Below are 22,576 nucleotides of genomic sequence, written 5' to 3' on the forward strand. Positions count from 1 at the left end.
TACAGGGCACAAAAAAACCGCCTTCTCGTTAAGGCGGTTTTTTTTCGTATCAGGAAGGGCATGACTACGCTTTTTTATGCAGGCCTTCAATTTCAGGCACCGGATCGCACCCGCTGGTATCGGCTTTTTTGACCTTTTCCAGCGCGCTGGCCACGGTATGTTGAGCCAGAACCTCTAGCGAAGCCTGCTCCGCTTCATCGGCGATAGATTTAAAGTACCAGCACGCGTTGGCGCTGACGACGCAGCGAGCCGGTACGTCAGGACGCGACGCCCACAGCTTTTTATCTTCTATGACAGAAACATAGATATCACGCAGGGTGATCTTATCCGCCGGACGACCAAGATGAATAGAACCGTTACGGCCAAGGGTTGAGACGATAATGCCGTCACGCGTAAGCGGAACCATCAACTTGCGGATAAAGCTCGGATTCGCTTCCAGTCCGTAGGCCAGAATCGCACTCGTCGAACGTTCACCCGATTGCTCCGCCATCGCTACGCTGAGAACCATCTGCAAAGCTGTCGGGAAGCGGTAATCTAACATTTCATTGTCCTGGGTTGCGGTGAATCTTGTTCTTTTTGGCACCGCAGAGGTGAATAATCAATAAGTAACAATATAACAAATACGGCAATTTTTTTGAAGCAGACAACGCCTGACCTGGCCCGTAAAAAAGCGTTTACGCTTCGCGTCGAATGGCAGCATAAGACCCATCCATACGCATTACCGATTGTATAAGCATCGTCTATTTCATCATGGTGACTGATAAAAATATTATGAAAAAATGCTGATCGAATCGCCGCTGATTTTTTGAGCACATAAAGGGAATGACATTATCCTCGCCAGAAGAAACAGGAGTCAGACCTATCCTGTCATTCATACATTAAAAAGCGGGAACGGGTCTGGTTTCTGTTTGAGTTGCCCGGCAATCTCGTTGAGTTTCAAGAGTGCTTGCTTTAACTGGCTGAACTCCGTTCCGCCAATACACAACCTGACGCCGTACTGATCCGACTGTTGACCCACTTCAGTTGAGGCCGGTGCTGTCACTTTGATGCCTGTCGCCAGCGCTGCATTGTAGAACGAGTGCGCGTCATCGCGAGAAAACGGTAACCAGAGATGAAAGCTGGGCAGCCCCGAGCGATAAACGTGCTCCCCTAAAATGTCGATAGCGAGTTGGTAACGACGCCGGGTTTCGTGTTCAATTGCGAGGGTGACGGTTTCTGCTGTGCCATCAATCAGCCATTGCTCCATGATGGAGCTGCTTAGCGGAGAGACCATCATCGCTGTTGCCCTCAGCATGGATTCTGCTCGTGAATACAGCGCCTCCGGTACCAGCAGCCCGCCAATCCGCAATGCTGGATTAAGGATCTTAGATAAACTATTCACATATAAGGTGATATCGGGGGCTATTTTGGCAATCTGTGGCAATTCTGTCGTGCTCATCAGCCGATAAACATCATCCTCAATAATCTTTATGCCCCTTTCCCGACAAACCCGAACCAGTTCCTGACGGCGGGCCAGGCTCATAATGCGTGTGGACGGACTTTGTAAGAGCGGCGTGACATAGACAGCACCGCCTTTTTCCGCATTTTCATCGAGGATCTTTTCCAGAACAGAGACATCCATGCCTTCGTCATCCATCGGGATCCCCACTAATGTGAGCTTCAGTAAATGCGACAGCTGAATCAGCCCTGAATAGGTTTGAGCCTCAACGTACAGTCGGCCAAAAGGTTCACAGACCGTAGACAACGCTACAGAGAGCGCATGCTGAGCACCGTTCGTTAAGATGAGACGCTGGTAATCTGCCGGGACACCCAGACGACTGAACCACTGCGCAAGAAGCCGCCGGTGTTCATCATGGCCCGTTGCCGGGGCGTAAGTGTTAAACATATCCATGTCAGGACGCCGGGCGAGGGTGGTGAGTGTCTTACTCAGTGACCGGGAGGTCAGTGCTGCCGGCGGGGTGTTTTGCGACAGGTCGATGAAGGTTCGGCTTCTGGAATTGGCCAGCGCGACAAACATTCCGCTGCCCTTAACGCTTCGAACCAGACCCCGTCTCTCCAGGATCCCATAGGCTTTCGTTACAGTACCCACCGCGATACCGAGCGTATCTGCCAGTTCACGATGTGCCGGAAGGCGCGCGCCGAGCCTCAGCAGGCCTGAAAGAATATCGTCTGACAACGCCTGCACCAGCCGATCGGTAGGGGATGAATTGCCTTCTGCAAGATGGGGTTGCCACGGAGAACGTTCGCGCATGTGATTACCATAAGTGTAATGTGACACTATTTATATTTACTGATAGTGTCACATCTTTTATTCTGGCGCCAGTATTTGAAATAGACGAAATGAGCGAAACGCATGAGTGAACAACGTGTGGATGTCAGTTCTGCCAGACCATTACTGGATAAGAGTGAAACGAAGAAAAAAGAAATCCTTCGTGGCCTGAAAGATGGGTTACCCGTATTACTGGGCGTGATCCCGTTTGCGCTGGTGTTGGGTGCGCAGGCAAGCCATAAGGGGCTCACGCCTCTCGACGTTCCCTTGATGACAGGATTAAATTTTGCCGGCGGGTCTGAATTTGCCGCCATACAAATCTGGACGTCGCCGCCACCTTTTTTACTTATTATGGCCGTAACATTACTGGTAAACAGTCGTCATATTTTAATGGGGGCGACGCTGGTTCCCTTACTTTCTCGTTTTCCAAAACGAAAGGTCTTACCTGCGCTTTTTTTTATGACGGATGAGAGTTGGGCACTCAGTTATAATGACGCGCATTCCAGAAATAACAAAACGGTGCCGCTGTTCAGCATGCCGTATTATATGGCGGTCTCTTTATCTTTCTATACGATGTGGGTTTTCTGTACCGCACTTGGCGCGTTAATTGGCCCGGTGCTGGGCGATGTTCACCAGTATGGTTTTGATATGGCCTTTCCGGCGGTCTTTCTTGTGCTAGTCAGAGGCATGTGGAATGGCATTCGTAAAGCTGTGCCCTGGATAGTCAGTCTGGTCGTCTCCGTGGCGGTATGTCATTTTATTGCCGGCCTGTGGTACGTCATTGCTGGCCCTTTAGCAGGATTAGCCGTTGCCGCATTTTTAGGGGGAGAGGATGCCTGATTATCAGACCTTCATCGCCATCGTATTAATGGCACTCACCACGTATGCAACGCGTGTGACCGCTTATCTTATATTACGAAACCGGGTGCTTACGCCCAGGGCGATGACGGTACTTAAATCCTCTCCCGGTTGTGTCATGCTGGCTTTCATTGCGCCTTTTTTTGCCTCCGGAAATCCCGCAGATCTGATCGCGTTAGGGTTAACGTTGATTGTTGCAATGCGCTTTTCAATGCCGGTGACGGTGATCTCCGGCGTGATGTTTGCCTTTATACTTCGCTATTATTTAGGGTAAGTTTCCAGACCTGCCGCGCAACCAGAAACAGAACCGACTTCCCACGTTTCATTCCCCGCCGCTGTGCGCGACGTGGTAATGTTGGCGTCGAACAGGTTCTGCGTTGAGGATCCCGCTATGACCACGTTTTATCAACTGACAGCCACCCGCCTGGATGGAGAGCCTGTCGCTATGCTCGACTTCGCTGGCAAGGTGGTGCTGGTCGTGAATACCGCCAGCCAATGTGGCTTCACGCCACAATACGGCGGCCTTGAGGCGCTTTATAAGAAATACGCCGCCCAGGGGCTGGTGGTGCTTGGGTTCCCCTGCAACCAGTTCGGTAAACAGGAGCCCGGCGATGCCGACGACATCGCCAGGACCTGTCACGTTCATTACGGTGTGAGCTTCCCGATATTTGAGAAAATCGAGGTCAACGGAGGCGCAGCGCATCCGGTGTTTCGCTATCTGAAAAACGAATTGCCCGGCGTGCTGGGGGGACGAATCAAGTGGAACTTCACCAAGTTCCTGATCGGACGCGACGGTAAACCGCTCAAGCGTTTTGCGCCGATCACCACCCCCGAGAAAATGGAAGCCGCAATCCTTACTGCGCTTGAACGCTAAGTATTGTGGTCATGATGGCCTGAACTCAGGGGGTATTCATTGCAGGGGGCGTTTATCGCGCATCGCAGACGCCATGTCCGCATCTAAAATAGCACTCACGGAAAGATGTCACTCCCTCTCCTCATGCTATATCTCCATAAACATATCCATTAATGAAAGGACGTATGGAGATGCTGAGAGGCAAAAGAGCGGTTATTACGGGTGGGGGCAGGGGATTTGGTCAGGCGCTGTGCGTATGGCTGGCGCGGGAAGGCGTTGAGGTAGATTTTTGCGCGCGGCGGGCTGATGATATTCAACAAACCTGCAGTCTTATCACTGCTGAAGGCGGTATGGCAAAAGGGTATATCTGTGATTTAACCCGGCCTGAATCCGTTTCTGCGTTTTCTTCACAGCTATTAACTTCAGACAAGCCCATAGATATTTTAATTCTCAATGCTGCCCAATGGTTGTCAGGAACGTTAGACGACCAGCCAGATACCGACATTATTAATACCGTCAGTTCCGGCCTGACAGCGTCGATTCTTCTGACGCAGGCTCTGCTGCCTGGATTAAGACGTTCAGACAGTGCTGATATCGTCTCAATTATCTCTTCCTGCGGGATCCCGAATTTCACGGATTCAATTGCGCACCCCGCTTTTTTCGCCAGCAAACATGGGCTCAGCGGATTTACAACAAAACTCGCTCAGCAATTGTCCGAAGAAAATATACGGGTTACCGGACTGTACCCTCCTGATTTCGAACTTACAGGGTTAGATTCGAGTGTCGATAGTCAATGCAGAATGGGAGAGCGGCTCTTGAACGGGCGATCGGTCTGGGAAGCGATTCGTTTTGTGTTGGCTCAACCGCGTAGTTGCCATATAAGTTGCCTCTACTTTCAAGGTCCAACCCGCGAAGACCTGAGTGATAGGGTCTAAATTGGGTGATGTTAAACAGAACAGTCTTCGCACGGAGCAGCATGTTGATACCAGATGAAACAGGCTGCTCTGTGCCTTAAGTGGATGCGTTGAGTCAATATGGGGGTTATGGCAAATCAGGGATTATGACAATTCAGGGATACCGACAGGATACCCGGAAGTTGACATTAAAGTGGTGAAATTGCCTCAACAACATGCTGGAAAACGTAAGGGTCAGAAAGTAGCTTGAATTCTTCATCATCCGGGTAAGTGACTGCCACATGATAGTTTTCTCCAGCAAATGCCTTCACTGACTGCAGATCCTGCCAGTAAGTTGCCAGAAAGAAATGCTCCCAACTTCCCTGCGTTTCTCTGCGAACGAACGCGCCTTTGTTCCCCGATATGCTCCTGGAATGCTCTACCCCTGTTTTTTCAAGGTGTTTTGCAAAACCTTCCGCATGTTCAAGCGGAACACATCCATGCCAGGTCCTTACAATCATTAGTGTTCTCTCTTTAAGGATGGTGAGGGTATAACCATATCATCAGAAAGCACCTCATGGTGTGATTAACGTAGAACGCTTTCTCGCACATCGGTTTATCGGACATTCTTCACCTTGCTTCAGACTGAATCTCATGACCACGATAAAGTTAGGTCACTTCCGTTTTTTGCTCGTAGCTGATCGTACGGCTTTTATGTCGGTCCGCTTTGTGCAAGAAGCGGACCTCCGTTACTATTCTGAAGAGGAAGCACAGAAATATTTAGGTCTGTTGGGTAATAATTACGATATATAATAAAAACTCCTCCATTTCAGAATCCAAGAGTATGGGCATACGCAAGGATGCAATTATGAAATCCAAGAGTGCGTTAGTTTTAGAAGAACTCAGATCCAAATTACGTACTGCATCTGTGGCACAAGTCGGTGGTTTCCGCCCTACAGCAGACCCAATTACATCCTGGTTTTTAAAAGGAGTCGCTCTTCCAGGTGAAGGGTTGCCAGTTTGGAAGGGGCAGCCGATGTTTCCGCTTCTCCAGATTCGCGTAGATGAGCTTCCCGTGATTCCTGAACAACTGAAGGGGATCGCGCTCTTAGTGCTTTATCATAATATGGAAAGCCATCCATTTGATAAACCTCATGGCGAGGGGTGGCTAATACGAGAATACGCCACCCTTGATGGGCTTGAGTTATTGCCTGCAATTAACACTCCATATCGAGCATTTCCGGTTCGGTGGGTGAGTGTCAATGATGATGCTCCAGGATGGGAGGATGCTTGGGATATTATTGACTTGTCTGACGTAAACGATGATGAGGATGCAAGTGATAGATTCTATGATGGTTTTAACCGGTACAGGGGAACCAAGGTTGGAGGATATCCAATGGAGATACAACATGGTGTGGGGATTCAAGATTTTGTCTTTCAAGTGGGGTCAGAAGAAAAAGTAAACTGGATGTGGGCGGACAATGGTATCGGCTACTTTCACAAATCCCCAGAGGGACTTTGGACGTTTTCATGTCAGTTTTACTAGAAACTCAACGTCCTCTCATCGCTCACAGCGGACCTTCTGCTCCGTTAGTTTGGCCGCTTTGTGCCAGGAGCGGACGCGGTCTCCTCTGTTCGAAGGACAAAATTTAATGAGCCACTACACTATCAAACAGACCTTTTTTCCGGTGGCTCTGAGCAAGTTGTAGTACCTGCACCGTGGAAAATACCTGACGTTAAGATACTTGGAAGTAGTGGTTTGAAATGAAAAATGAAATAAAGAAAACAGTAACTGACATCATTAAAATACTATCCTCAAATGAGGAGGGTTCATGGGCAAAAACATTTGAAAAACTGGCCATCGAACTCGATGTTGATTGTGAGTCATCCATTTACTCATTGAAAAAACTCTACGGCGGGATGGGGTCATTTAACGATATTGTTCTCCATAAAAATGGAATACCTCTAATTCGAGAAAATGACGAGTTAGATGATTTGAGACACAAACTCTATAAGCAACTTGACCATGCAATCGGCTTGTTAAAAGCAGGAGATTTACCCTAACGTCGTTACCGGTAGCGCCTTTGAGTTACTGGCGACGCTTACGATGAGAAAAGATAAAACTGCTATGTATTGACCCGGAAAACGACTGGAAACGCGCCCGGTAAAATATATCCGGATGCATGACTATGCAGCCAGCTGAATTACCACTCGGCTCGCCGAAACATGACCAATCGGCGGACAGCACTAAGGTCCGCTCCTCGCTCGTAGTGGACCTTCTGATCAATTAGTTTGGTCGCTTTGTGCCAGAAGCGGACGTTGCAAATATCACTGTTTTAATCGATGGGGAGCAGGTCAACGATAAACAATAACCCTGAATCAGCTCATTTTAACGGCAAAAAGATATCCGTGAGTAATTCATGTTCTGCTACCTCATGCACAAAGTTGTGGTAATGAAAGAAAAGCGGGAAGTCGCGAAGTTCCTCTCCGCTCTCTGGCAACCAGTCACGATACAGAGACTTAGCCAACTCGGTTAACGCATCATGCGATCCCTGATGACGTAACACCGCACAGCGACCAGCCGGAATGTCACTATTTATCACCCCGAAGCGATTGTCTTCAATAATGGGTGACGTGACGGTTCCGCAAATATGGAACTCAAATTCATCCGGCGGCGTTAAGGTTGGATCGTGTGGTGCAATACCGTATGTCTGGCTACTGGCAACCGGTGAAAAACCCGTGGTTTTTCGCCATTCAATAAAGCGAGCCGCCGTTTCGTTTATTCGCTCCGGTTGTCCATAATGTGTCAGCATTGCGACTGACGTCGCGGGGAAAGTAATGATCCTGACCTGGCTTTGCATGGTTTGTCTCCTGGCTTTGTAAGGTTCGGATATGCGCTTATGCCAATCCACCCAGGGGGGCTGCTGGCGGAATTGCGTCGGTGATAGACCGAACATTTGTCTGAAAGCACGGCTAAATGATTCAGAATGCTGGAAACCGGCGTCGTACGCGATATCAGTGATTTTCTCTAACGGATTAAAAGCCAGTCGATAAGATGCGCGTTTTAAGCGCATCATCTGGATGTAACGGCCAGGTGGCATCCCACAATAACTACAAAACTGACGATGGAAATGAAATGGCGAGAAGTGAGCCACTTCACTCAGTTTTTCCAGTAATAAAGCGTCATCGAGATGGTGGTCAATATAATCAAAGACCTGTTTAAAGCGTCTGGCGTAACTATCAGTTTTATTATCACACATGACTTCCTCCGTGCTGCTTAATATGCTCGAAGGCGATTCAGTTTGCCTGACCGATCTTGCTCAATGACGTACAAAGGAGAGCATTTCCAGGTGGCTATCTTTCGAACCTTTGACTTGCTCCCCATTGCTCAAGACTCTCGATGTCAATATGCATGCCGAACTTCCACTGTTCGCTCAAAGTTGCTCCTCAGCTCCACGTCAGGCGCGGAGTAAACGCATCCGTGTAAGTGCACAATTTTCATGTGCCACTAAAGCAGCGTGTTCCCATCGACATTCTGTCAGCTTTATACGCCTGCCACTCGCGCCAGACATTCTCTGGATCAATATCGCGGTAGCCACGCTCTCTGATTATATCCTCGGCTGCTTCGGCCGGCAGGCGGATGGCTGTAGCGTCATCGCGGATGGACTCAACCTCATCGCGGGTCAATTCACGTCCCATGCCCTGTTCTTTATCAATCAGGACTATGATCAACGCAGGGATAAAAACAATCTTCATACTGATTAGTCTCTGAAATATTCGCATACCACTGTATCACTAACAGTTTTGATATAGTTTGACCTGTTCCCAGTTGATTGATACACGACATTGTGAGCAAGATCTATGGCGACTTAATTATGAACGTCTGCTGATTGCTCATAGCGGACCTTTTGCTCAGTCAGTTCGTCCGCTTCGTGCCACAAGCGGACATTTAACAAGGCGCTGAATTGAATAACACCAGCTGGCTCATCTTCGCTTACGTAGCGCATTAAGTAGCGTCTGCGTTGCATCAGAAGACGCTCCAGATGACGAACAAACCAGCCCAAATTCCCGGTGTATAGCAGGCGTCAAAGGCGCCACGCACAGGTTGCGCAGCGTCTCCGGCAGGGCTGATTCAGGTACAAGGGCGACGCCCATCTCTTCCCCGACCAGCTTACAGGCGCTAATCCAGTCGCGTACTGTCACGCGTATATCAGAAAGTTGCAAACCAGCCATTTCCATCAGGCTTTTTCCATTAACGACACATCCGCCTGTCGCCAGAATAAAGGGCTGGTCTGCCAGCGCCTTTAGCGTTATGCCATAAGCCCTGGCATGATGTGCCAGCTGATGTTTAGCTGGTATTACCGCGACCCATGCATCCTGTCCTAATATAACCTCTGCACGCCCGGGGCCGGGATTCATGACCACCCCAAGTTCTACGGTATCAGCGGCAAGCCACTCCTCGACTTCCTCGTCCGAGCCTTCCAGGACAACGATTTCAATACCCGGGTGCAGGCGCTTAACGTCGCGCAGAAGCCCTGGCAACAATGTGGATGTCACTGAGGGAAAACTGGCCAGGCGAATGCGCCCTCGGTGTAAGTCTCGGCTCTTATCAGCCAGTATGCGAATGGCATTCAGCTGCAAAAGCATGTTTCGTGCATTTTCAATAACCTGCTCACCCAGCGCGGTAATACCGATATACCGTCGCTCACGCGTAAATACCGGAAATCCAAGCGAAGCTTCGAGCTGGGCGATGGCCTGGCTGGCACCTGACTGAGTCATTCCTATCTCTTCTGCGGCGCGCGAGATGTTGCCGGCATCGGCGACGGCCACCAGCAGGCGCCAGTGTAAAAGATTCATCATGATTATCAGTAGCTCAGCTAATAGTTAGATTCTATATCATTAATTTTACAGCGAAATACGCGTCAAATACAGTGAGTTCAGAATTGCTTCGAATTTCTCGATGGCTTTACACATTTAACGGAGACAACATGAAACTCTATTACGCCCCGGATGCCTGTTCGTTATCACCGCACATTGTGCTGCGCGAACTGGAAATTGAATTTGAACTGGTGAAGGTTAACAACAAAAGCAAGCTCACTGCTGATGGTCGCGACTTCCGCACCATTAACCCTAAAGGTTATGTCGCTGCACTTGAATTGGATAATGGGCAGATACTCACTGAGGGGCCAGCCATTGTGCAGTACCTCGCCGATCTTAAACCAGAATATGGCCTGGCACCGCGCGCAGACAGTTGGGCTCGGGTGCGTCTGCAGGAATGGCTAAACTTTATCACTAGTGAAATACACGCTGGCTCGGCACCGCTGTTCAACCCCGCACTGCCCGAGGACATCAAAGCGATTTTTCAGAATAAGCTCTTCCGACAGTTCGATTTACTCCAGGCGAGGCTCAACGAAAACACTTTTCTGACTGGCTCATCCTTCAGCGTAGCGGATGCCTATCTTTTTACGGTGCTGGGTTGGTGTAAATTCTTCTCAATCCAACTGGAACGCTGGCCAGCGCTACCGGCGTACATGGAAAAAATAAATGCCCGACCTGCTGTACAGGCTGCATTACTGGCTGAAGCGTCTCAGTAGGGTAGGTAATCGCTTATTGCTGGACACAGCATGTTGAGTGTCTGCAAAGAGGTCGTCTGCCCTTTGTTCTACGCGGGCCTGAAGTTGCGCGTAGCGTTCTGCTCCGTAGCATGAGCTGACGCTGAAACCCATTCCCGGCGGCATTCACTGCTGCTTTCGTTTCATTATGGACTCAACGCCACGCGACTTTTTGCCTTCATCTATGCCTCAAGTCAGACCTTGCGGCTCTTATATCAGGCCGCTTTATGCCCTAAGCGGACGTTACGCCTGGCCACTCGTTTGTCGTGAGGAAACGTAAAGGCTCAAAATAATGCACTGTTTAAGATATAAAATTATACCGTCGGGACAGTACCGCCATCGATCACATATTCCGTACCGGTAATAGTGGCAGCACAGGATGACGCGAGGAAGACGATGAGGTTCGCCACTTCGATGGGCTTTGAGGGACGGCCCAGCGGAATTCCACCGAGTGCATTCATGATGATCTGCTTACCGCCCTCGTAGTCCGTTCCTGCCTGCTGAGCAAGTCGTTCCGCCATCGCTACCGATGCTTCGGTTTCTACCCAGCCAGGCGCCACACGCACCACCCGAATTCCCTTAGGGGACACCTCTTTCGACAGGCTTTTGCTGTACGCCGACAGTGCCGCTTTGGCCGCCGCATATCCGGTGGTCGATTCCGGTAACGGCAGTTCACGCTGAATAGAGGTGACGTGGATGATCACCCCATCCTGTTGCGCCAACATCCCTGGCAACAACGCGCGATCTAAGCGTACCGCAGGCAACAGATTAAGATTGAGCTCCTGTTGCCATTCTTCTTCCCCAAGGGCTGCAAACCCACCGCCGGGAGCGGTAGAACCGCCTGCTACGTGGATAATGATATCGACGCCGCCCAGGTGTTTCTGAACGGCGTCCACGACTAAATTACATCCCTGGATGGTGGTCAGATCCGCCGCCACGAAAGCGTCTGCGGTAGATTCTGCGGGCTCGTGACGCGCGGTGGTTAGCACCGTTGCCCCTTGCTGTATTAAAAGGTGGACAACTGCTTTGCCGATCCTTTTGGTACCTGCGGTAACCAGAACACGTCTGCCCTGTAAATCAAGATCCATCAGCATCAGATTATCTCCAGAGTCGCAATCTTGTCGCCAGCGAGGCCGAAAGTATGTGTAAGCATCACGGGGCTGCCGGGAAAATTACCGACAACGTTCGTGGTGACTATTACCCGCTCGCCTTCAGTGAGAACTTCAATGGGGTGAACGCTATAGTCGAAGGCAGCCCGCGCCGCGCGTTGCCACGCTTCGATTGCCGCGTGCCCCCGATGGGTTTTACCTTCGTCGAACACGACGGCATCGAGGGTAAAACAGCGCTTAACGCTGGCAATATCGGCACCATTGCCGATCGCAAAATAGGTTGAAATAGCTTGCGGTAGAGATAATGACATGGCCCTTACTCCCGTTATTTACAGTACGGGAATTTTTAACATAGACTATAAAATTGACAAGTACGCACAAAAAAGTGAGCAACTGAATTATGAGTAAGTTATATAGCCCTGAAACCGCCGCAAGCGGCGTGGAACAAGTTCTGCGAATGCTGGAAGGTCGCTGGAAACTCATTATTCTGTTTCATCTTTTTGACGGAAAGGTGCAACGCTATTCTGATTTTGAAAAACTGATCCCCGAAATTTCGCAGAAGATGCTGGCACAACAGCTGCGACAGCTGGAGGCCGACGGCATTGTGTCACGTAGGGTATATCCCCAGGTTCCACCGAAAGTCGAATATCGGCTCACTGAGTGGGGGCAGGCGCTGTGTCCGGCTCTCGATGCAATGCTGAAATGGGCGGAAAAACGCGAGGTTTAGGGGCTCGGGTACATTTTTGTTTATGGTCGAAAATTGTTGATGTTCATTCCTTGCTGATAGCAGACCTTACGGCTCTTATTTTGGTCCGCTTTGTGCCGGGAGCGGACATTATTTTTCTCGACTTATTCTAAATTCAATGCAAGGTACTATTATTGAATATATTGTCTGGGTTAAATTATGAACACAACCAATCCCATAATGGGCAATATTATGAAAAGGAGGAATATTGGCATATGGCCTCATGGCCGCATCCCTGCTCATAGGCTGTTATGCGGACGTACAACGCATTGAGTGGAGTAGGGAGCATGATAAAGAGCGAAGTATGAAAATCGAAATCTACTAATCCTCGTAGTACCGAAGATTGCCGGCATACTATAGACTCTGGCACCCGCAGCGTATCATATTCTAAAAGTCCTCAAGAAAGCTAAACAAGGCGTCCTGATTCTGTGAACGCTTTGAGCTTATGGAGCATATTTGCATTAATTAATCAAGCTCAGCTGATTATATAATAAACAAGATCCACACTATTTTCTATATTTAAATAAAACGGATAAAAACCGAGCCGGTTTAGGTGCTATGAAATGTTATTAACTCTTAAAAAAATTTGTTATGATAATTTTAGATTTGTTTTAAGTGGGGCGTTTTTTATAATTTCAGTATCCATTGTTGTTATTGTTAATTTTATTGGTGCGCGTTATAATTTGGTCATTAATCGCACCTTGGTTTTTGCTTTTCTGTTATTAACACTTCTTTGCATCAATAGAAAAATATTAAAAAACCTTATTGGCTTTATAGCCTTAACATTAATCGCTGCTGATTTATCTCTTCAGATGTATGCCTGGAGTCACTTCAATGCTAAATTTGACTATGGTTTTGCATTAAGTGTAATAAATACTACAGGTAGCGAAGCATTTTCAATGTTAGGCGTTTATTGGAGAAGTTGTGCAATTTTTATGGGATTGCTGTGTTTATTTATTTTAACTATTAACTGTAGCACAAGTACCCTGCCGTTAAAGTATAGGCGATACCCTGCAATATTATTCGTGCTTTTGTTAACTGGCTATACTGTACAGGGTATACTGCATCAATTACGAAAAAGCAATGTTGATAGCCTTGCTCAACGTGTTGTAAATTCAACTCCACTGAGCACGGCTACAGTCTTTATGCAAGCCATCTCTGATATGAGTATTGCCTCCAGTATTAATAATAATACACCTGACTATTCAATATCACTATCAGATACCGGAATTGATAATTATGTAATTATTATTGGGGAGTCTGAGCGCAGTGCAAATATGAGCATATATGGATATGAGCGAAGCACGACTCCTGAACTGGAAGCAGAAAGGAAAAATCTTCTGTTGTTCCAGCATGCCATTAGCCCAGCGCCAGTGACCATTATGGCTGTGCCACTTGCGCTCACTGCTGATTCAGTACAGGAAGCAGATCCCGCTAAGTACAGTGACAATATTATTAGTATAGCGAACAAAGCCGGGTACGATACGTACTGGTTTAGCCACCAGGGAAAAGGGGGCGCATATAATAATGTGATTACAGGTATCGCTATGAAAACCAAACACCATCAGTGGATTGATCAGGGGTTCGATGACTCTTTGCTCCCAGAACTTGAATCAACGCTGAAAACATCTGGTAAGAAATTAATTGTGCTACATCTATATGGTAGCCACGAACCTGCCTGCGCGCGCTTCCCAAAAGATGCTTCCGTCTTTAAAGATGGAAATAAAGATGATGATTGCTATGATAACTCTGTGCGCTTCACGGATTATGTTATGGGGAAAGTTTTTAACCAACTTTCAAATACACGCTCTTCTGTATTTTACTTTTCTGACCATGCCTTAATACGCGATCCTTCACGTTCAGTGGTATATTATCATGCGGGGGCTAATCCCCCCCGGGAAGCGTTATCTGTCCCAACTTTCATTTGGTATAGCCCTAAAGTTAAAAGAAAGAATAAGTTGATCGGAGACTACGATACACCATGGTCTACCGATGATGCGAATACCCTATCCGAATTATGGCTCGGAATACATCGGGTTGAAAATGATATCGTTAGCTTGCAAAAGTGGCTACAGGACTATCAAAAACCGATTGTAATTAAGGATACAACGGGTAAGAAATTTAATTGGACGGATATAAAGTAATAGAAACGATGATTCTTAGTTAAAAATTATTCTGCCGATTGACTGAAAAAAATTCATGACTATGGGAGCCAGGCCTGAAGAGGTACTGGCTCGTACTCTCAATATTTATGACCAACTCTCCATTGATTTATACACTATGCTCTGAGTCAATCTTCACCGGGTGTGATAAAAATTGCGACGTCCGCACCTCATTCACCGCGGCCGTCAGGACAATGTAAATGAACCTTCCATGACAATAACGCTTTTTCCTCCTACCCGAACTGACGGGATTTCTGCAGTGCCGTCATAGCCTGAAAATAATATGCTGGCGCGCCCCATATCAACGCCCTGGCTTACGCGAAGAGAGAGCTCTTTTTTATTGCGAAGCTGGGCCAGCAGGGCTGTCACTGCGCCAGTCGCGCTGCCTGTTGCCGGATCTTCGGTCATGCGTGGCGTAAACATCCGGGCCTGCAAATCACATGGGTCTTCAGGATCCGTTTCCAGCGTATAGGCGTAAATGGACACCGCACCGTCGAGGGGCAAAATAGCCCGGAACCCCTGCAAATTGGGTACGCAACAGCGAAGCGCATTTCGGGTCGCGAGTTCGACAATCAAAAAAGGCAGGCCAACAGAGGCGACGACAGGCATATGCGTTTCAGTGCGTATATCACTGGCTTCAAGAGAGAGGCAGGCCGCCACGTTTTCTGGACTGACTTCTGAATGGCAGGATAAAGCTTGCGGAACAAGAAGCTCTGCACCCGTGACCTTTGCATTTTCTCTGATAATCCTGACAGGTACCCGCCCGGCGGCTTCTTCGAATATCAGCGTTTCAGGTAGCGATTCGCCATTCAGTTCAGCCTGATACGCCAGGACAAAAGCAGTCCCAATATTGGGATGACCAGCGAAAGGGATTTCACGCGTCGGGGTAAAAATCCGTACCCAAGCCGTATGTGATGGTTCTTCAGGAGGTAAAACAAACGTTGTTTCACTGTAGCCAAATTCTAACGCGAGCAGCTGCATTTGCTCAGTGGTCAATCCCTCGGCATCCAGAACGACAGCTACCGGGTTACCGCAAAACGGTTTATCAGTAAACACATCTGCAATCACATAACGTCTTCTCACCAGGACCTCAACTTCCGTGCCTTAAAATGAATTTATACTCAACGAGTTTGTCGTTTTAATATACGCTCACGTGAAAACATAACCCACTGGCATTTACCTGTATGCGTATTTTTCACCTTAACGACGGAAGGTGATGTTTACCTGATTTTGTTCATCCACTCCGTTAAGGTGAGTGAATACAAAAGGCTCGGCGGTGCGTCTTTAATATCATGTATATCTCTGACATATCTCAGTCCCGTTTTTTCAAGAACGTTCTGTGATGCCAGATGGTTAGCTCTAACAACGGCTGAGATCTCGGTGAGTTGCATATCATCAAAACCATACCTTACCGCGCGTGTAGCAAATTCTGTCGCCAGGCCTTTTCCCCAGGCATCTGTCGATAACCGATACCCAAGATTGTTAATCACACAATCGCCATAGCTACGGATGCTCAGACCACCAAATCCGATGATTTTTTCAGGAGAGCCAAGAAGCGATATGGCGAAGCTACCAAAGCTGTGAGTTTGCCAGTGGGCGAGCCAGCGATTGAGAACCGTTTTTGCATGATCAATATCCGGGTAGGGGCCTGCGGGGTTAAACGTGTTCGTCGCCGGATCACCATAAATTCTGTAGAGATCCGCTACGTCTGATGCCATTACCGGGCGAAGGCACAATCGAGTTGTTTCAATTCGCAAACAGACCTCCTGATATGTGTTGACGGGAATATGTCTTTCATTAATTGATGTTCTCTGATTTAAGCATATATGTGTTTTGACGTAATTCGACAGATCCGATTGTGTGCTGTCGTGGCGAAACGCACACGACGAATACCCTGGTGTGTTAACCAATGGGCACAGGTCAGCCTCACCAGATATCAGTTTGCGATGGACAGAATACGGACAAAAAAAGACCCGCAGTACGCGGGTCTGTATAAATGCTGAAAAGGGTAATCAGAACGACCAGCGCAGGTTAGCGTTGACCGAATTGATGCGGGTGTCTTGACCGAGTTGCCCCTGATAACCGACATCCAGCGTCGCAGCGCGCGACAGCTGTACGCTGACGCCGATATCGCCCACCATCACGTCCTCATCAACGGCCTGGCCCTGGGTGATGAACGCGTCACTGCCGGCAAATGCCATCCGCGATGAGGTGTTTTTATCCCCGTAGGCGTGCTGCCAGCCCAACGAACCATACAGGTTAACGTTTTTCGGCAGCTCGGTGACACCGCGCATCCCGAGCGTGGAGTAGAAGGTGTTCATCGTTTCATTACGCACGCTCAGCGCGGCGGCACCGCCATCTTCCCTGAAACTGTCGGTATGCAGTCGAATCCAGGACAGGTTGATAAACGGTTCAACATTCATCGCCGGCTGGCCAAAACGGTAGCCCGCCTCGGTAAACGCCAGCAGCGAGTTGGCGTCGTAATCTGACTTCAGGCGGTCCGAGAAACCACTGAAATCAACGTTGCGCTCGCCTTCAATCTTGTGCCAGGTGTAACCCAGCGCGCCGCGCAGTGAGAACGCATTCTGTTGCCCTGCGGCATACAGGCCAAGGTGATAGTTATCGGTATCCGTGGATGAATGGCGGCTATCAACGTCGTAATCACCACGGCTATAACCAAAGTACCCCCCGACACGTACGTTATGGTCAGCCAACTTGCGATCCGCGCCCAGCAGGAAGCCGGTGGTGTTGCCGTCCAGCTTGCCTGCGTTACCGTTGTCGCGCGTTCTGCTCCAGGAACTGAAGGTCTGGCCCCATACGCCGTTATTTTGTTGCTCCGGCTGTTGTACCAGCGACATCGCTAACGGCGGTATCGGCAGACTGTCATTATCGAACGCGCGCTGCATGCGCTGGTTCAGTACGTTGAACAGCTGAGTGCTGCCGGCGATCAGGTTAGACTGTACCGACGGGTAAACTTCACCTGACAGCTGGTTGAACGCCTCGCGCGCTTGCGGTGCGCTGAGTACCAGCAGAGAGTTATAGAGCGCCAGGGAAGGGCCGTTTTGTGTCAGCGTGGAAAGCGCGCCGGCGGTATTCCACTGGTTGCTGGTGTTGGCTACCGTCTGGAAAATACCCGGTTTACCGCTTCCTGGATTCTCGCCGCCTGGATTCTCACCGCCAGGGTTTTCACCACCCGGATTTTCACCCCCTGGGTTCTCACCGCCCGGATTCTCACCACCCGGGTTTTCACCCCCAGGATTCTCTCCGCCGGTCTCTTTCTGCGCGATGGTGAGATCGACAGCGTCGGTGCTCTGTTTCAGTGCCACGTCCAGGAAGGCGGATTTGGAGATGGCCCCGGCGAACTGGCCGTCAATTCCCCCCTCGGAGGTTAGAATGCGATAGCTTTGGCCCGTTTTGTAGCTGGTCTGCGGATCCAGTGCGGTAACCTGTACTTTAGCCTGATCGCTGATGGTCGTTTTGCCAGACACCAGTAACTGATCGCTGCGGCCGTCACCGGCGATATCAACGTCATAGAACGATTCACCCACAAAGTTCAGGTAGCGCTTCAGCGTCAGCGTGCCGATAGTGCCATCACCGGGCGAGATATGGCCGCCGGAGAGGATCTCTGTCTGGCCCAGCGTGCCGTCACCGCCCAGCGTGCCGCCGGCTTTGATCGATGCGGCGCTGCTGTAACCTTGTCCGTTACTGACCTCCGATCCCGCCGTCGCGTTGAGGATGAGCGTGCCGCCGTTCTCGGCGCTAAGCGTCTGCACATCAAAAATATCGTCTTCGGGTTGGGTGTTGATATTGCTGGCAATAATGACTTTTCCACCGCGCGCGGTCACGTTCGCCTTGAGCCCTGAAAGATCGCCGTTCAGCGTGGTCTGGCCGGAGGTATTGATCACTTCACCTTCGCCGCTCATCTTGTTGCTGAAAACGTAATTTCCGTCGGTATGGTTGAAGTAGACATAGCTGCCGAATAACCCACCCCGAAGGCTGATTGCCGTCTTCGCATCAAGAGTGCCCGCGCCGCCCGCCGCGCCGAGGGTCGGCTCCGTTAAACCGGTGCCGGAGTCCATATTGCCGCGGCTGCCGATTATCAGCGCGCCCCGGTTCGAGCCGGAACCCGTCATCCCCACTACCAGCTCATTACCGCCTGCGGAAAATGCACCGCCGTCCATGACCGACAGTACGCCATTGCCGTAATCGCCAACGCTAACGCTGCTGGCACTGGTAAAACGCGAGCCCTCGCCCGCGATAACCAGCTCGGCGGTTTTACGTGCGCCAGAGACGCCCGCCACCTGAATGTTGCCCACGCTAACCGCTCCGCCGTTGAGCACGTCCAGATCGCCATAAAGCGTGAGCGTACGGCCAACATTCCATTGCGAACCGGATCCCGTGACGGTGGCTTTTGGGCTCAGCTTGTCGGTTTCATCTGGGCCGGAACCATTGCCTATACGGGCATCGTAGGTGGTGTTGAGCGTCGCACCGTTTTCAATCGCCAGCGTGGAACGGGCTCCCAGGTCAGTGCCAACGCTGAGAAAATTACTGACGACGCGTGAACCGGCGCCCGTAGCGATAAGGTGGCTGTCGTAGCCACGGGTGGTACCGACCACGATCTCCTTCGCGCTGGCCAGCGCACCGTCTTCGACTCGCAGGGTGCCCAGGCCAAGATTCAGGCCACCACGCAAAATGTACTGATCGTTAACCGCGTTCAGCTCAGCGTTTGGTCCGCGGACCGTGACCACGCTTTCATAAATTTGGCCGTTGAACAGTCGACCGATATTGATGTTATAGGCAGTGATTTTGCCATTATCGATCAGCAGGTTTCCGCGTTGGTTACGGCCGACGTAAACATCGCCGGTGTAACCTAAAGATTCGGTAACACGCGCGTCGCCGTCAAAAATGGCATCCGCTGCGCGAGCGAAATCGGCAGGGGAGAGCATCAACAGCGGTGCGGAAAATAGAGCGAGGTAAAGTCTGGAAAGCGGTGTCTTGACCGCTAAAGAATGCGATGTAGAGTTATTCACGGGCTATCTCCGTACTCATTAGCATGATGTCTGGAAAATCGTTTTTATATGAAACTCAAATGTGTCGGGAAATTTAAAAGGCGTTATTATTTGTACGCCTTTTAGTATTGAGAAAATTATTTATGCGTGACAACCGGCGTACAGGTCGGCGCGCTTAGCGTCGGCGCAGATCCTAAAATTCCAGGCATCATCATTGATGAGCAATCGAAAATTCGCCCTTTTTCTGTCGTGGCGCGATAAGAAAGTTTTTGCCCGCCCAACGCATCCGGTTGGGCACCATTCACGTTGGTCACCGTTATTTCGTCCGATGAGCCCAGCCCCAGCATTTTAGCGGTTTCCGCCTGCAGCAGTGGAATAGCCTGATCGGTTTTCAGGGTGGAACAACCGGCTAGCATCAACGTAACGGTTAAAGCGATTAGTGGTCTTTTCATAAATTATCCTTTATATCCAACCAGTTAAAATCACTGATTGTATTTATGTTTTCTATTACCCAAATCAGCGGGTAATATATTTCTCTTTCCTAATTGAAAAAACCCTCCTAAAGTAGGGTGGGTCGATAATAATTCATCTGTACTCTCAGATACGCGAAGGTGAAAGGAGATTCCTTTGGGGCAGAATTATGCGTTGGTCGTTGATGATCATCCATTGGTAGCAAGCGGCATCGCCAATTTTCTGATTACACATTGCCGGTTCAAACAGGCGTATGTCGTGACGAATGAAGAAGATTGCTACCGTCATATTAGGGAAAATGGCCCGCCACGTTTACTGGTAATCGATTTTTGGCTATCTTCCGGTACGGCGTTGAAATTACTCAAAGAAGTGAAACAACGTTACCCTCAGGTGCGCCTCCTGGTCGTCAGTGGGGATGAAAATAACGATATCTGGCAGAAAGTGCATACGGCAGGAGGACACGGTTTCGTATTGAAAAGCGAACCTCCTGAATTATTCTCACGGGCCGTTTTTGCCCTGGCGGATAATCTGACATGGTTTCCTTGTGCAAACGAATGTGCCGTTAAGACGAATAATGAGCAGTTAAGTAAATTTAACTTAACGCCGCGGCAAATTGATGTTTTGAATATGATTATGCGCGGCCTGCCAAATAAAAGAATTGCCGCCCAGCTTTCTATTTCTGAGCCCACGGTAAAAGAACACATCAGCAATATTCTGAAAAAGATAGGCGTTAACAGTCGGGTGGAAGCCATCACGCTACTGCATGGCAAACGGGAGCCGTCGGAATGAGGTTTTTCCAGGGTTCACAGAACGATGGCATCTCTCCCCCCGCGCAAATTCGCCTGCTGAATAATACATTTCTGCGGCTGGTATTCAGCTTTAGCGCTGTGCCTTTTGTCGGCATTCCTTTCGCTATCTGGATCCATTTGCTGGGGGACGATCTGGGTCCAACCATTACCTGGATAATAATTTACTTGCTCTGTGCTGTGGCGATCCGAATAGTGCATCGGCGCTATCAGCAAGAGGTTAAAGAAAATGATGATGAGGCCGTCCTGCGCCGCTGGCTTCCGCGCATTAATAAGGTGGCCTTTTTTCACGGGCTGGGGATTTCATCACTCTATTTAATTACCCCGCAGACGCAGAATTTTGACTTTTTCCTGCTCCTTAATATCAGCATTGCCGCTATTGTCGCTGCCAATGCGACACATCTGACGCCGGTCATCAGCACCTTCACACGGTTTTTCTTTGCCTCCTGGGGGGTTCTGACTCTCGGTATCATCCTGCGACTGTATGACCTGATGTTCATCGTGCTGATGCTGAATCTGCTGTACGGCTTCGCAATCTACCGCCATGCGTTAACGTCCCACGCGTTCTTTATCCAGCAAGCACTGCTGGAAGAGCAAAGCTCACGCCTGGCGGAGCAGTTCCGGCAGGCCAAAGAAGAAGCGGAACAGGCGTTGCTCGATAAAAATCAGTTCCTGACGACCGCCAGCCACGATCTGCGCCAGCCAGTGCATGCCATGGGCTTTTTGATCGAAGCCATTATCCACAGAAACCAGGACGACAGCCTGACGCCACAGCTGCTTGACCTGCAACAGAGCGTTCGTTCGGTGCACCTGATGTTCAATTCCCTGCTCGATCTCAGCAAAATTGAATCTGGCAATGTGATGACCGCCCCTACACGCGTGGACATCGGCACGCTTCTCGACTCGGTGATCACCCTGTTTCGCGAAGAGGCCAACAGTCGCGCACTGCGGCTGCGAATCTGGCGGCCCAAACGTCGCCTCTTCGTGATGGGGGACCCGCTGCTGGTACGTCAGTCCTTGATTAACCTGATACAAAATGCCCTTCGCTATACGCAACAGGGCGGTGTGCTGGTTGCCATCCGTCCGCGCGGTGCCGAGTGTCTGGTGGAAGTATGGGACACCGGGGTGGGGATCGCCGACGACGAAAAAAGCAAAATCTTCTCGCCTTACTACCGCCCCGAGCTGGCATGGAAGATCGACAGCGCAGGGCACGGGCTGGGCCTGGCGGTGGTTGCCCGCTGTGCCAAGCTGATGAACGTGAAGTATGGAATGCACTCCATTGAAGGCAAAGGTTCACGCTTCTGGATGCGCTTTACGCAATACACGGGTGACGTGAAAGCGGTGGATCCACTGCTCGCCGGTGACAACATCGCTTCCCCAGTACGCTATGCGCCACTGCATGGCTCCTGCCTGGTCGTTGACGACGATCCGCTGGTGACGTCCGCCTGGGAGAGCCTGATGAGCCTCTGGGGGATTAACGTGCGCTGCGCGGCCTCGGCCGAAGACGCTTTTGCCATCATTGACGACGGTTTCACGCCATTTGCTGTACTGTGCGACCAGCGCCTGCGATCCGGCGAAAGCGGGTTCGACATCCTGAAAGCACTTTTCGAACGTCTGCCCGACATGAGCGGCGCGATGGTCAGCGGGGAGTTTAACTCGCCGGTTCTGCTGGAAGCGGAGCAGGAAGGCTACCTGGTGTTGCGTAAGCCGCTGGAGCCAGCCAAACTGCATGCGCTACTGACACAGTGGTCTGCAGGCTCGGGCTAAAACGAAAGTACAATTTGACTGC

General features: G+C 50.0%; 23 protein-coding genes. 11 read left to right on the top strand and 12 right to left on the bottom strand.

The features are described 5' to 3' along the window. Nucleotides 1-64 precede the first annotated feature (64 nt). Nucleotides 65-541, bottom strand: coding sequence for an RrF2 family transcriptional regulator (locus HV242_RS05460; protein ID WP_020885097.1), 477 nt, complete (start codon nucleotides 539-541; stop codon nucleotides 65-67). Between the two features lie 330 nt (nucleotides 542-871). Next, nucleotides 872-2,251: an aminotransferase-like domain-containing protein gene (locus tag HV242_RS05465; RefSeq protein WP_050737423.1), complete on the bottom strand. Its 1,380-nt coding sequence runs from the start codon at nucleotides 2,249-2,251 to the stop codon at nucleotides 872-874. Nucleotides 2,252-2,353: 102 nt separating this feature from the next. Between HV242_RS05465 and HV242_RS05470 the strand changes: the two genes are divergently transcribed. The 4 genes from HV242_RS05470 to HV242_RS05485 all read left to right on the top strand — a co-directional run bounded on the left by HV242_RS05470 (nucleotide 2,354) and on the right by HV242_RS05485 (nucleotide 4,915). Next, nucleotides 2,354-3,109, top strand: coding sequence for an AzlC family ABC transporter permease (locus tag HV242_RS05470; RefSeq protein ID WP_080471934.1), 756 nt, complete (start codon nucleotides 2,354-2,356; stop codon nucleotides 3,107-3,109). Continuing rightward, on the top strand, nucleotides 3,102-3,401 hold the full coding sequence (locus HV242_RS05475) for an AzlD family protein (RefSeq protein WP_044859032.1): 300 nt from the start codon (nucleotides 3,102-3,104) through the stop codon (nucleotides 3,399-3,401). Before HV242_RS05470 ends, HV242_RS05475 begins: the two co-directional genes overlap by 8 nt. 117 nt (nucleotides 3,402-3,518) lie before the next feature. After that, nucleotides 3,519-4,001: a glutathione peroxidase gene (locus HV242_RS05480; RefSeq protein WP_049023152.1), complete on the top strand. Its 483-nt coding sequence runs from the start codon at nucleotides 3,519-3,521 to the stop codon at nucleotides 3,999-4,001. A 170-nt stretch (nucleotides 4,002-4,171) separates the two neighbouring features. Further along, the gene (locus HV242_RS05485; protein ID WP_050737479.1) at nucleotides 4,172-4,915 is read left to right on the top strand and encodes an SDR family oxidoreductase; all 744 of its coding nucleotides are present in this window, start codon (nucleotides 4,172-4,174) and stop codon (nucleotides 4,913-4,915) included. A 167-nt stretch (nucleotides 4,916-5,082) separates the two neighbouring features. Here the strand turns inward: HV242_RS05485 and HV242_RS05490 are convergent, their stop codons facing one another. Next, nucleotides 5,083-5,394 carry a hypothetical protein gene (locus HV242_RS05490; RefSeq protein ID WP_025204747.1) on the bottom strand — a complete coding sequence of 104 codons (312 nt, stop codon included), beginning with the start codon at nucleotides 5,392-5,394 and terminating at the stop codon, nucleotides 5,083-5,085. A 347-nt stretch (nucleotides 5,395-5,741) separates the two neighbouring features. Between HV242_RS05490 and HV242_RS05495 the strand changes: the two genes are divergently transcribed. Then, on the top strand, nucleotides 5,742-6,419 hold the full coding sequence (locus HV242_RS05495; protein ID WP_050737422.1) for a DUF1963 domain-containing protein: 678 nt from the start codon (nucleotides 5,742-5,744) through the stop codon (nucleotides 6,417-6,419). Nucleotides 6,420-6,637: 218 nt separating this feature from the next. Continuing rightward, nucleotides 6,638-6,937, top strand: coding sequence for a DUF6966 domain-containing protein (locus HV242_RS05500; protein ID WP_044867644.1), 300 nt, complete (start codon nucleotides 6,638-6,640; stop codon nucleotides 6,935-6,937). Between the two features lie 320 nt (nucleotides 6,938-7,257). Here the strand turns inward: HV242_RS05500 and HV242_RS05505 are convergent, their stop codons facing one another. The 3 genes from HV242_RS05505 to HV242_RS05515 form a co-directional block, all read right to left on the bottom strand. Beyond that, a complete protein-coding gene (locus HV242_RS05505) occupies nucleotides 7,258-8,133 on the bottom strand; it encodes an AraC family transcriptional regulator (RefSeq protein WP_044867642.1) in 876 nt (291 codons plus the stop codon). A gap of 238 nt (nucleotides 8,134-8,371) precedes the next feature. Then, entirely contained in the window at nucleotides 8,372-8,629 is a 258-nt protein-coding gene (locus HV242_RS05510) for a hypothetical protein (protein WP_044867641.1), read from the bottom strand. Nucleotides 8,630-8,857: 228 nt separating this feature from the next. Next, complete coding sequence (locus HV242_RS05515; protein ID WP_032677603.1) at nucleotides 8,858-9,733, bottom strand: LysR family transcriptional regulator; 876 nt, start codon at nucleotides 9,731-9,733, stop codon at nucleotides 8,858-8,860. A 128-nt stretch (nucleotides 9,734-9,861) separates the two neighbouring features. On the opposite strand from HV242_RS05515, the gene gstA reads away from it, so the two are divergent. Further along, on the top strand, nucleotides 9,862-10,467 hold the full coding sequence (gstA, locus tag HV242_RS05520; protein ID WP_044867640.1) for a glutathione transferase GstA: 606 nt from the start codon (nucleotides 9,862-9,864) through the stop codon (nucleotides 10,465-10,467). 332 nt (nucleotides 10,468-10,799) lie between these two features. Here gstA and HV242_RS05525 read toward each other — a convergent pair whose 3' ends face one another. Both HV242_RS05525 and HV242_RS05530 read right to left on the bottom strand, forming a co-directional pair. Further along, nucleotides 10,800-11,579: an SDR family oxidoreductase gene (locus HV242_RS05525; RefSeq protein ID WP_181616915.1), complete on the bottom strand. Its 780-nt coding sequence runs from the start codon at nucleotides 11,577-11,579 to the stop codon at nucleotides 10,800-10,802. Further along, nucleotides 11,579-11,905: a nuclear transport factor 2 family protein gene (locus tag HV242_RS05530; protein ID WP_050737421.1), complete on the bottom strand. Its 327-nt coding sequence runs from the start codon at nucleotides 11,903-11,905 to the stop codon at nucleotides 11,579-11,581. Before HV242_RS05530 ends, HV242_RS05525 begins: the two co-directional genes overlap by 1 nt. A gap of 89 nt (nucleotides 11,906-11,994) precedes the next feature. Between HV242_RS05530 and HV242_RS05535 the strand changes: the two genes are divergently transcribed. Together HV242_RS05535 and HV242_RS05540 are read left to right on the top strand one after the other, a co-directional pair. Then, entirely contained in the window at nucleotides 11,995-12,321 is a 327-nt protein-coding gene (locus tag HV242_RS05535; RefSeq protein WP_014169010.1) for a winged helix-turn-helix transcriptional regulator, read from the top strand. Between the two features lie 581 nt (nucleotides 12,322-12,902). After that, nucleotides 12,903-14,483 carry a phosphoethanolamine transferase gene (locus tag HV242_RS05540; RefSeq protein ID WP_050737420.1) on the top strand — a complete coding sequence of 527 codons (1,581 nt, stop codon included), beginning with the start codon at nucleotides 12,903-12,905 and terminating at the stop codon, nucleotides 14,481-14,483. Nucleotides 14,484-14,687: 204 nt separating this feature from the next. Here HV242_RS05540 and HV242_RS05545 read toward each other — a convergent pair whose 3' ends face one another. From HV242_RS05545 to HV242_RS05560, 4 genes are all read right to left on the bottom strand, one after another. Then, a complete protein-coding gene (locus tag HV242_RS05545; protein WP_050737419.1) occupies nucleotides 14,688-15,584 on the bottom strand; it encodes a PhzF family phenazine biosynthesis protein in 897 nt (298 codons plus the stop codon). A gap of 137 nt (nucleotides 15,585-15,721) precedes the next feature. Beyond that, on the bottom strand, nucleotides 15,722-16,258 hold the full coding sequence (locus HV242_RS05550; RefSeq protein ID WP_044868879.1) for a GNAT family N-acetyltransferase: 537 nt from the start codon (nucleotides 16,256-16,258) through the stop codon (nucleotides 15,722-15,724). Between the two features lie 255 nt (nucleotides 16,259-16,513). After that, nucleotides 16,514-19,531, bottom strand: coding sequence for an autotransporter outer membrane beta-barrel domain-containing protein (locus HV242_RS05555; RefSeq protein WP_047357065.1), 3,018 nt, complete (start codon nucleotides 19,529-19,531; stop codon nucleotides 16,514-16,516). 116 nt (nucleotides 19,532-19,647) lie between these two features. Continuing rightward, nucleotides 19,648-19,962 carry a lipoprotein gene (locus tag HV242_RS05560; RefSeq protein WP_014169014.1) on the bottom strand — a complete coding sequence of 105 codons (315 nt, stop codon included), beginning with the start codon at nucleotides 19,960-19,962 and terminating at the stop codon, nucleotides 19,648-19,650. A 175-nt stretch (nucleotides 19,963-20,137) separates the two neighbouring features. On the opposite strand from HV242_RS05560, the gene HV242_RS05565 reads away from it, so the two are divergent. Together HV242_RS05565 and HV242_RS05570 are read left to right on the top strand one after the other, a co-directional pair. After that, nucleotides 20,138-20,770 carry a LuxR C-terminal-related transcriptional regulator gene (locus HV242_RS05565; protein ID WP_040016872.1) on the top strand — a complete coding sequence of 211 codons (633 nt, stop codon included), beginning with the start codon at nucleotides 20,138-20,140 and terminating at the stop codon, nucleotides 20,768-20,770. Beyond that, nucleotides 20,767-22,554 carry a hybrid sensor histidine kinase/response regulator gene (locus HV242_RS05570; protein ID WP_047357066.1) on the top strand — a complete coding sequence of 596 codons (1,788 nt, stop codon included), beginning with the start codon at nucleotides 20,767-20,769 and terminating at the stop codon, nucleotides 22,552-22,554. Before HV242_RS05565 ends, HV242_RS05570 begins: the two co-directional genes overlap by 4 nt. Nucleotides 22,555-22,576: the final 22 nt, after the last annotated feature.

It is taken from the genome of Enterobacter sp. RHBSTW-00593, assembly GCF_013784105.1.
Lineage (GTDB): Bacteria > Pseudomonadota > Gammaproteobacteria > Enterobacterales > Enterobacteriaceae > Enterobacter > Enterobacter ludwigii.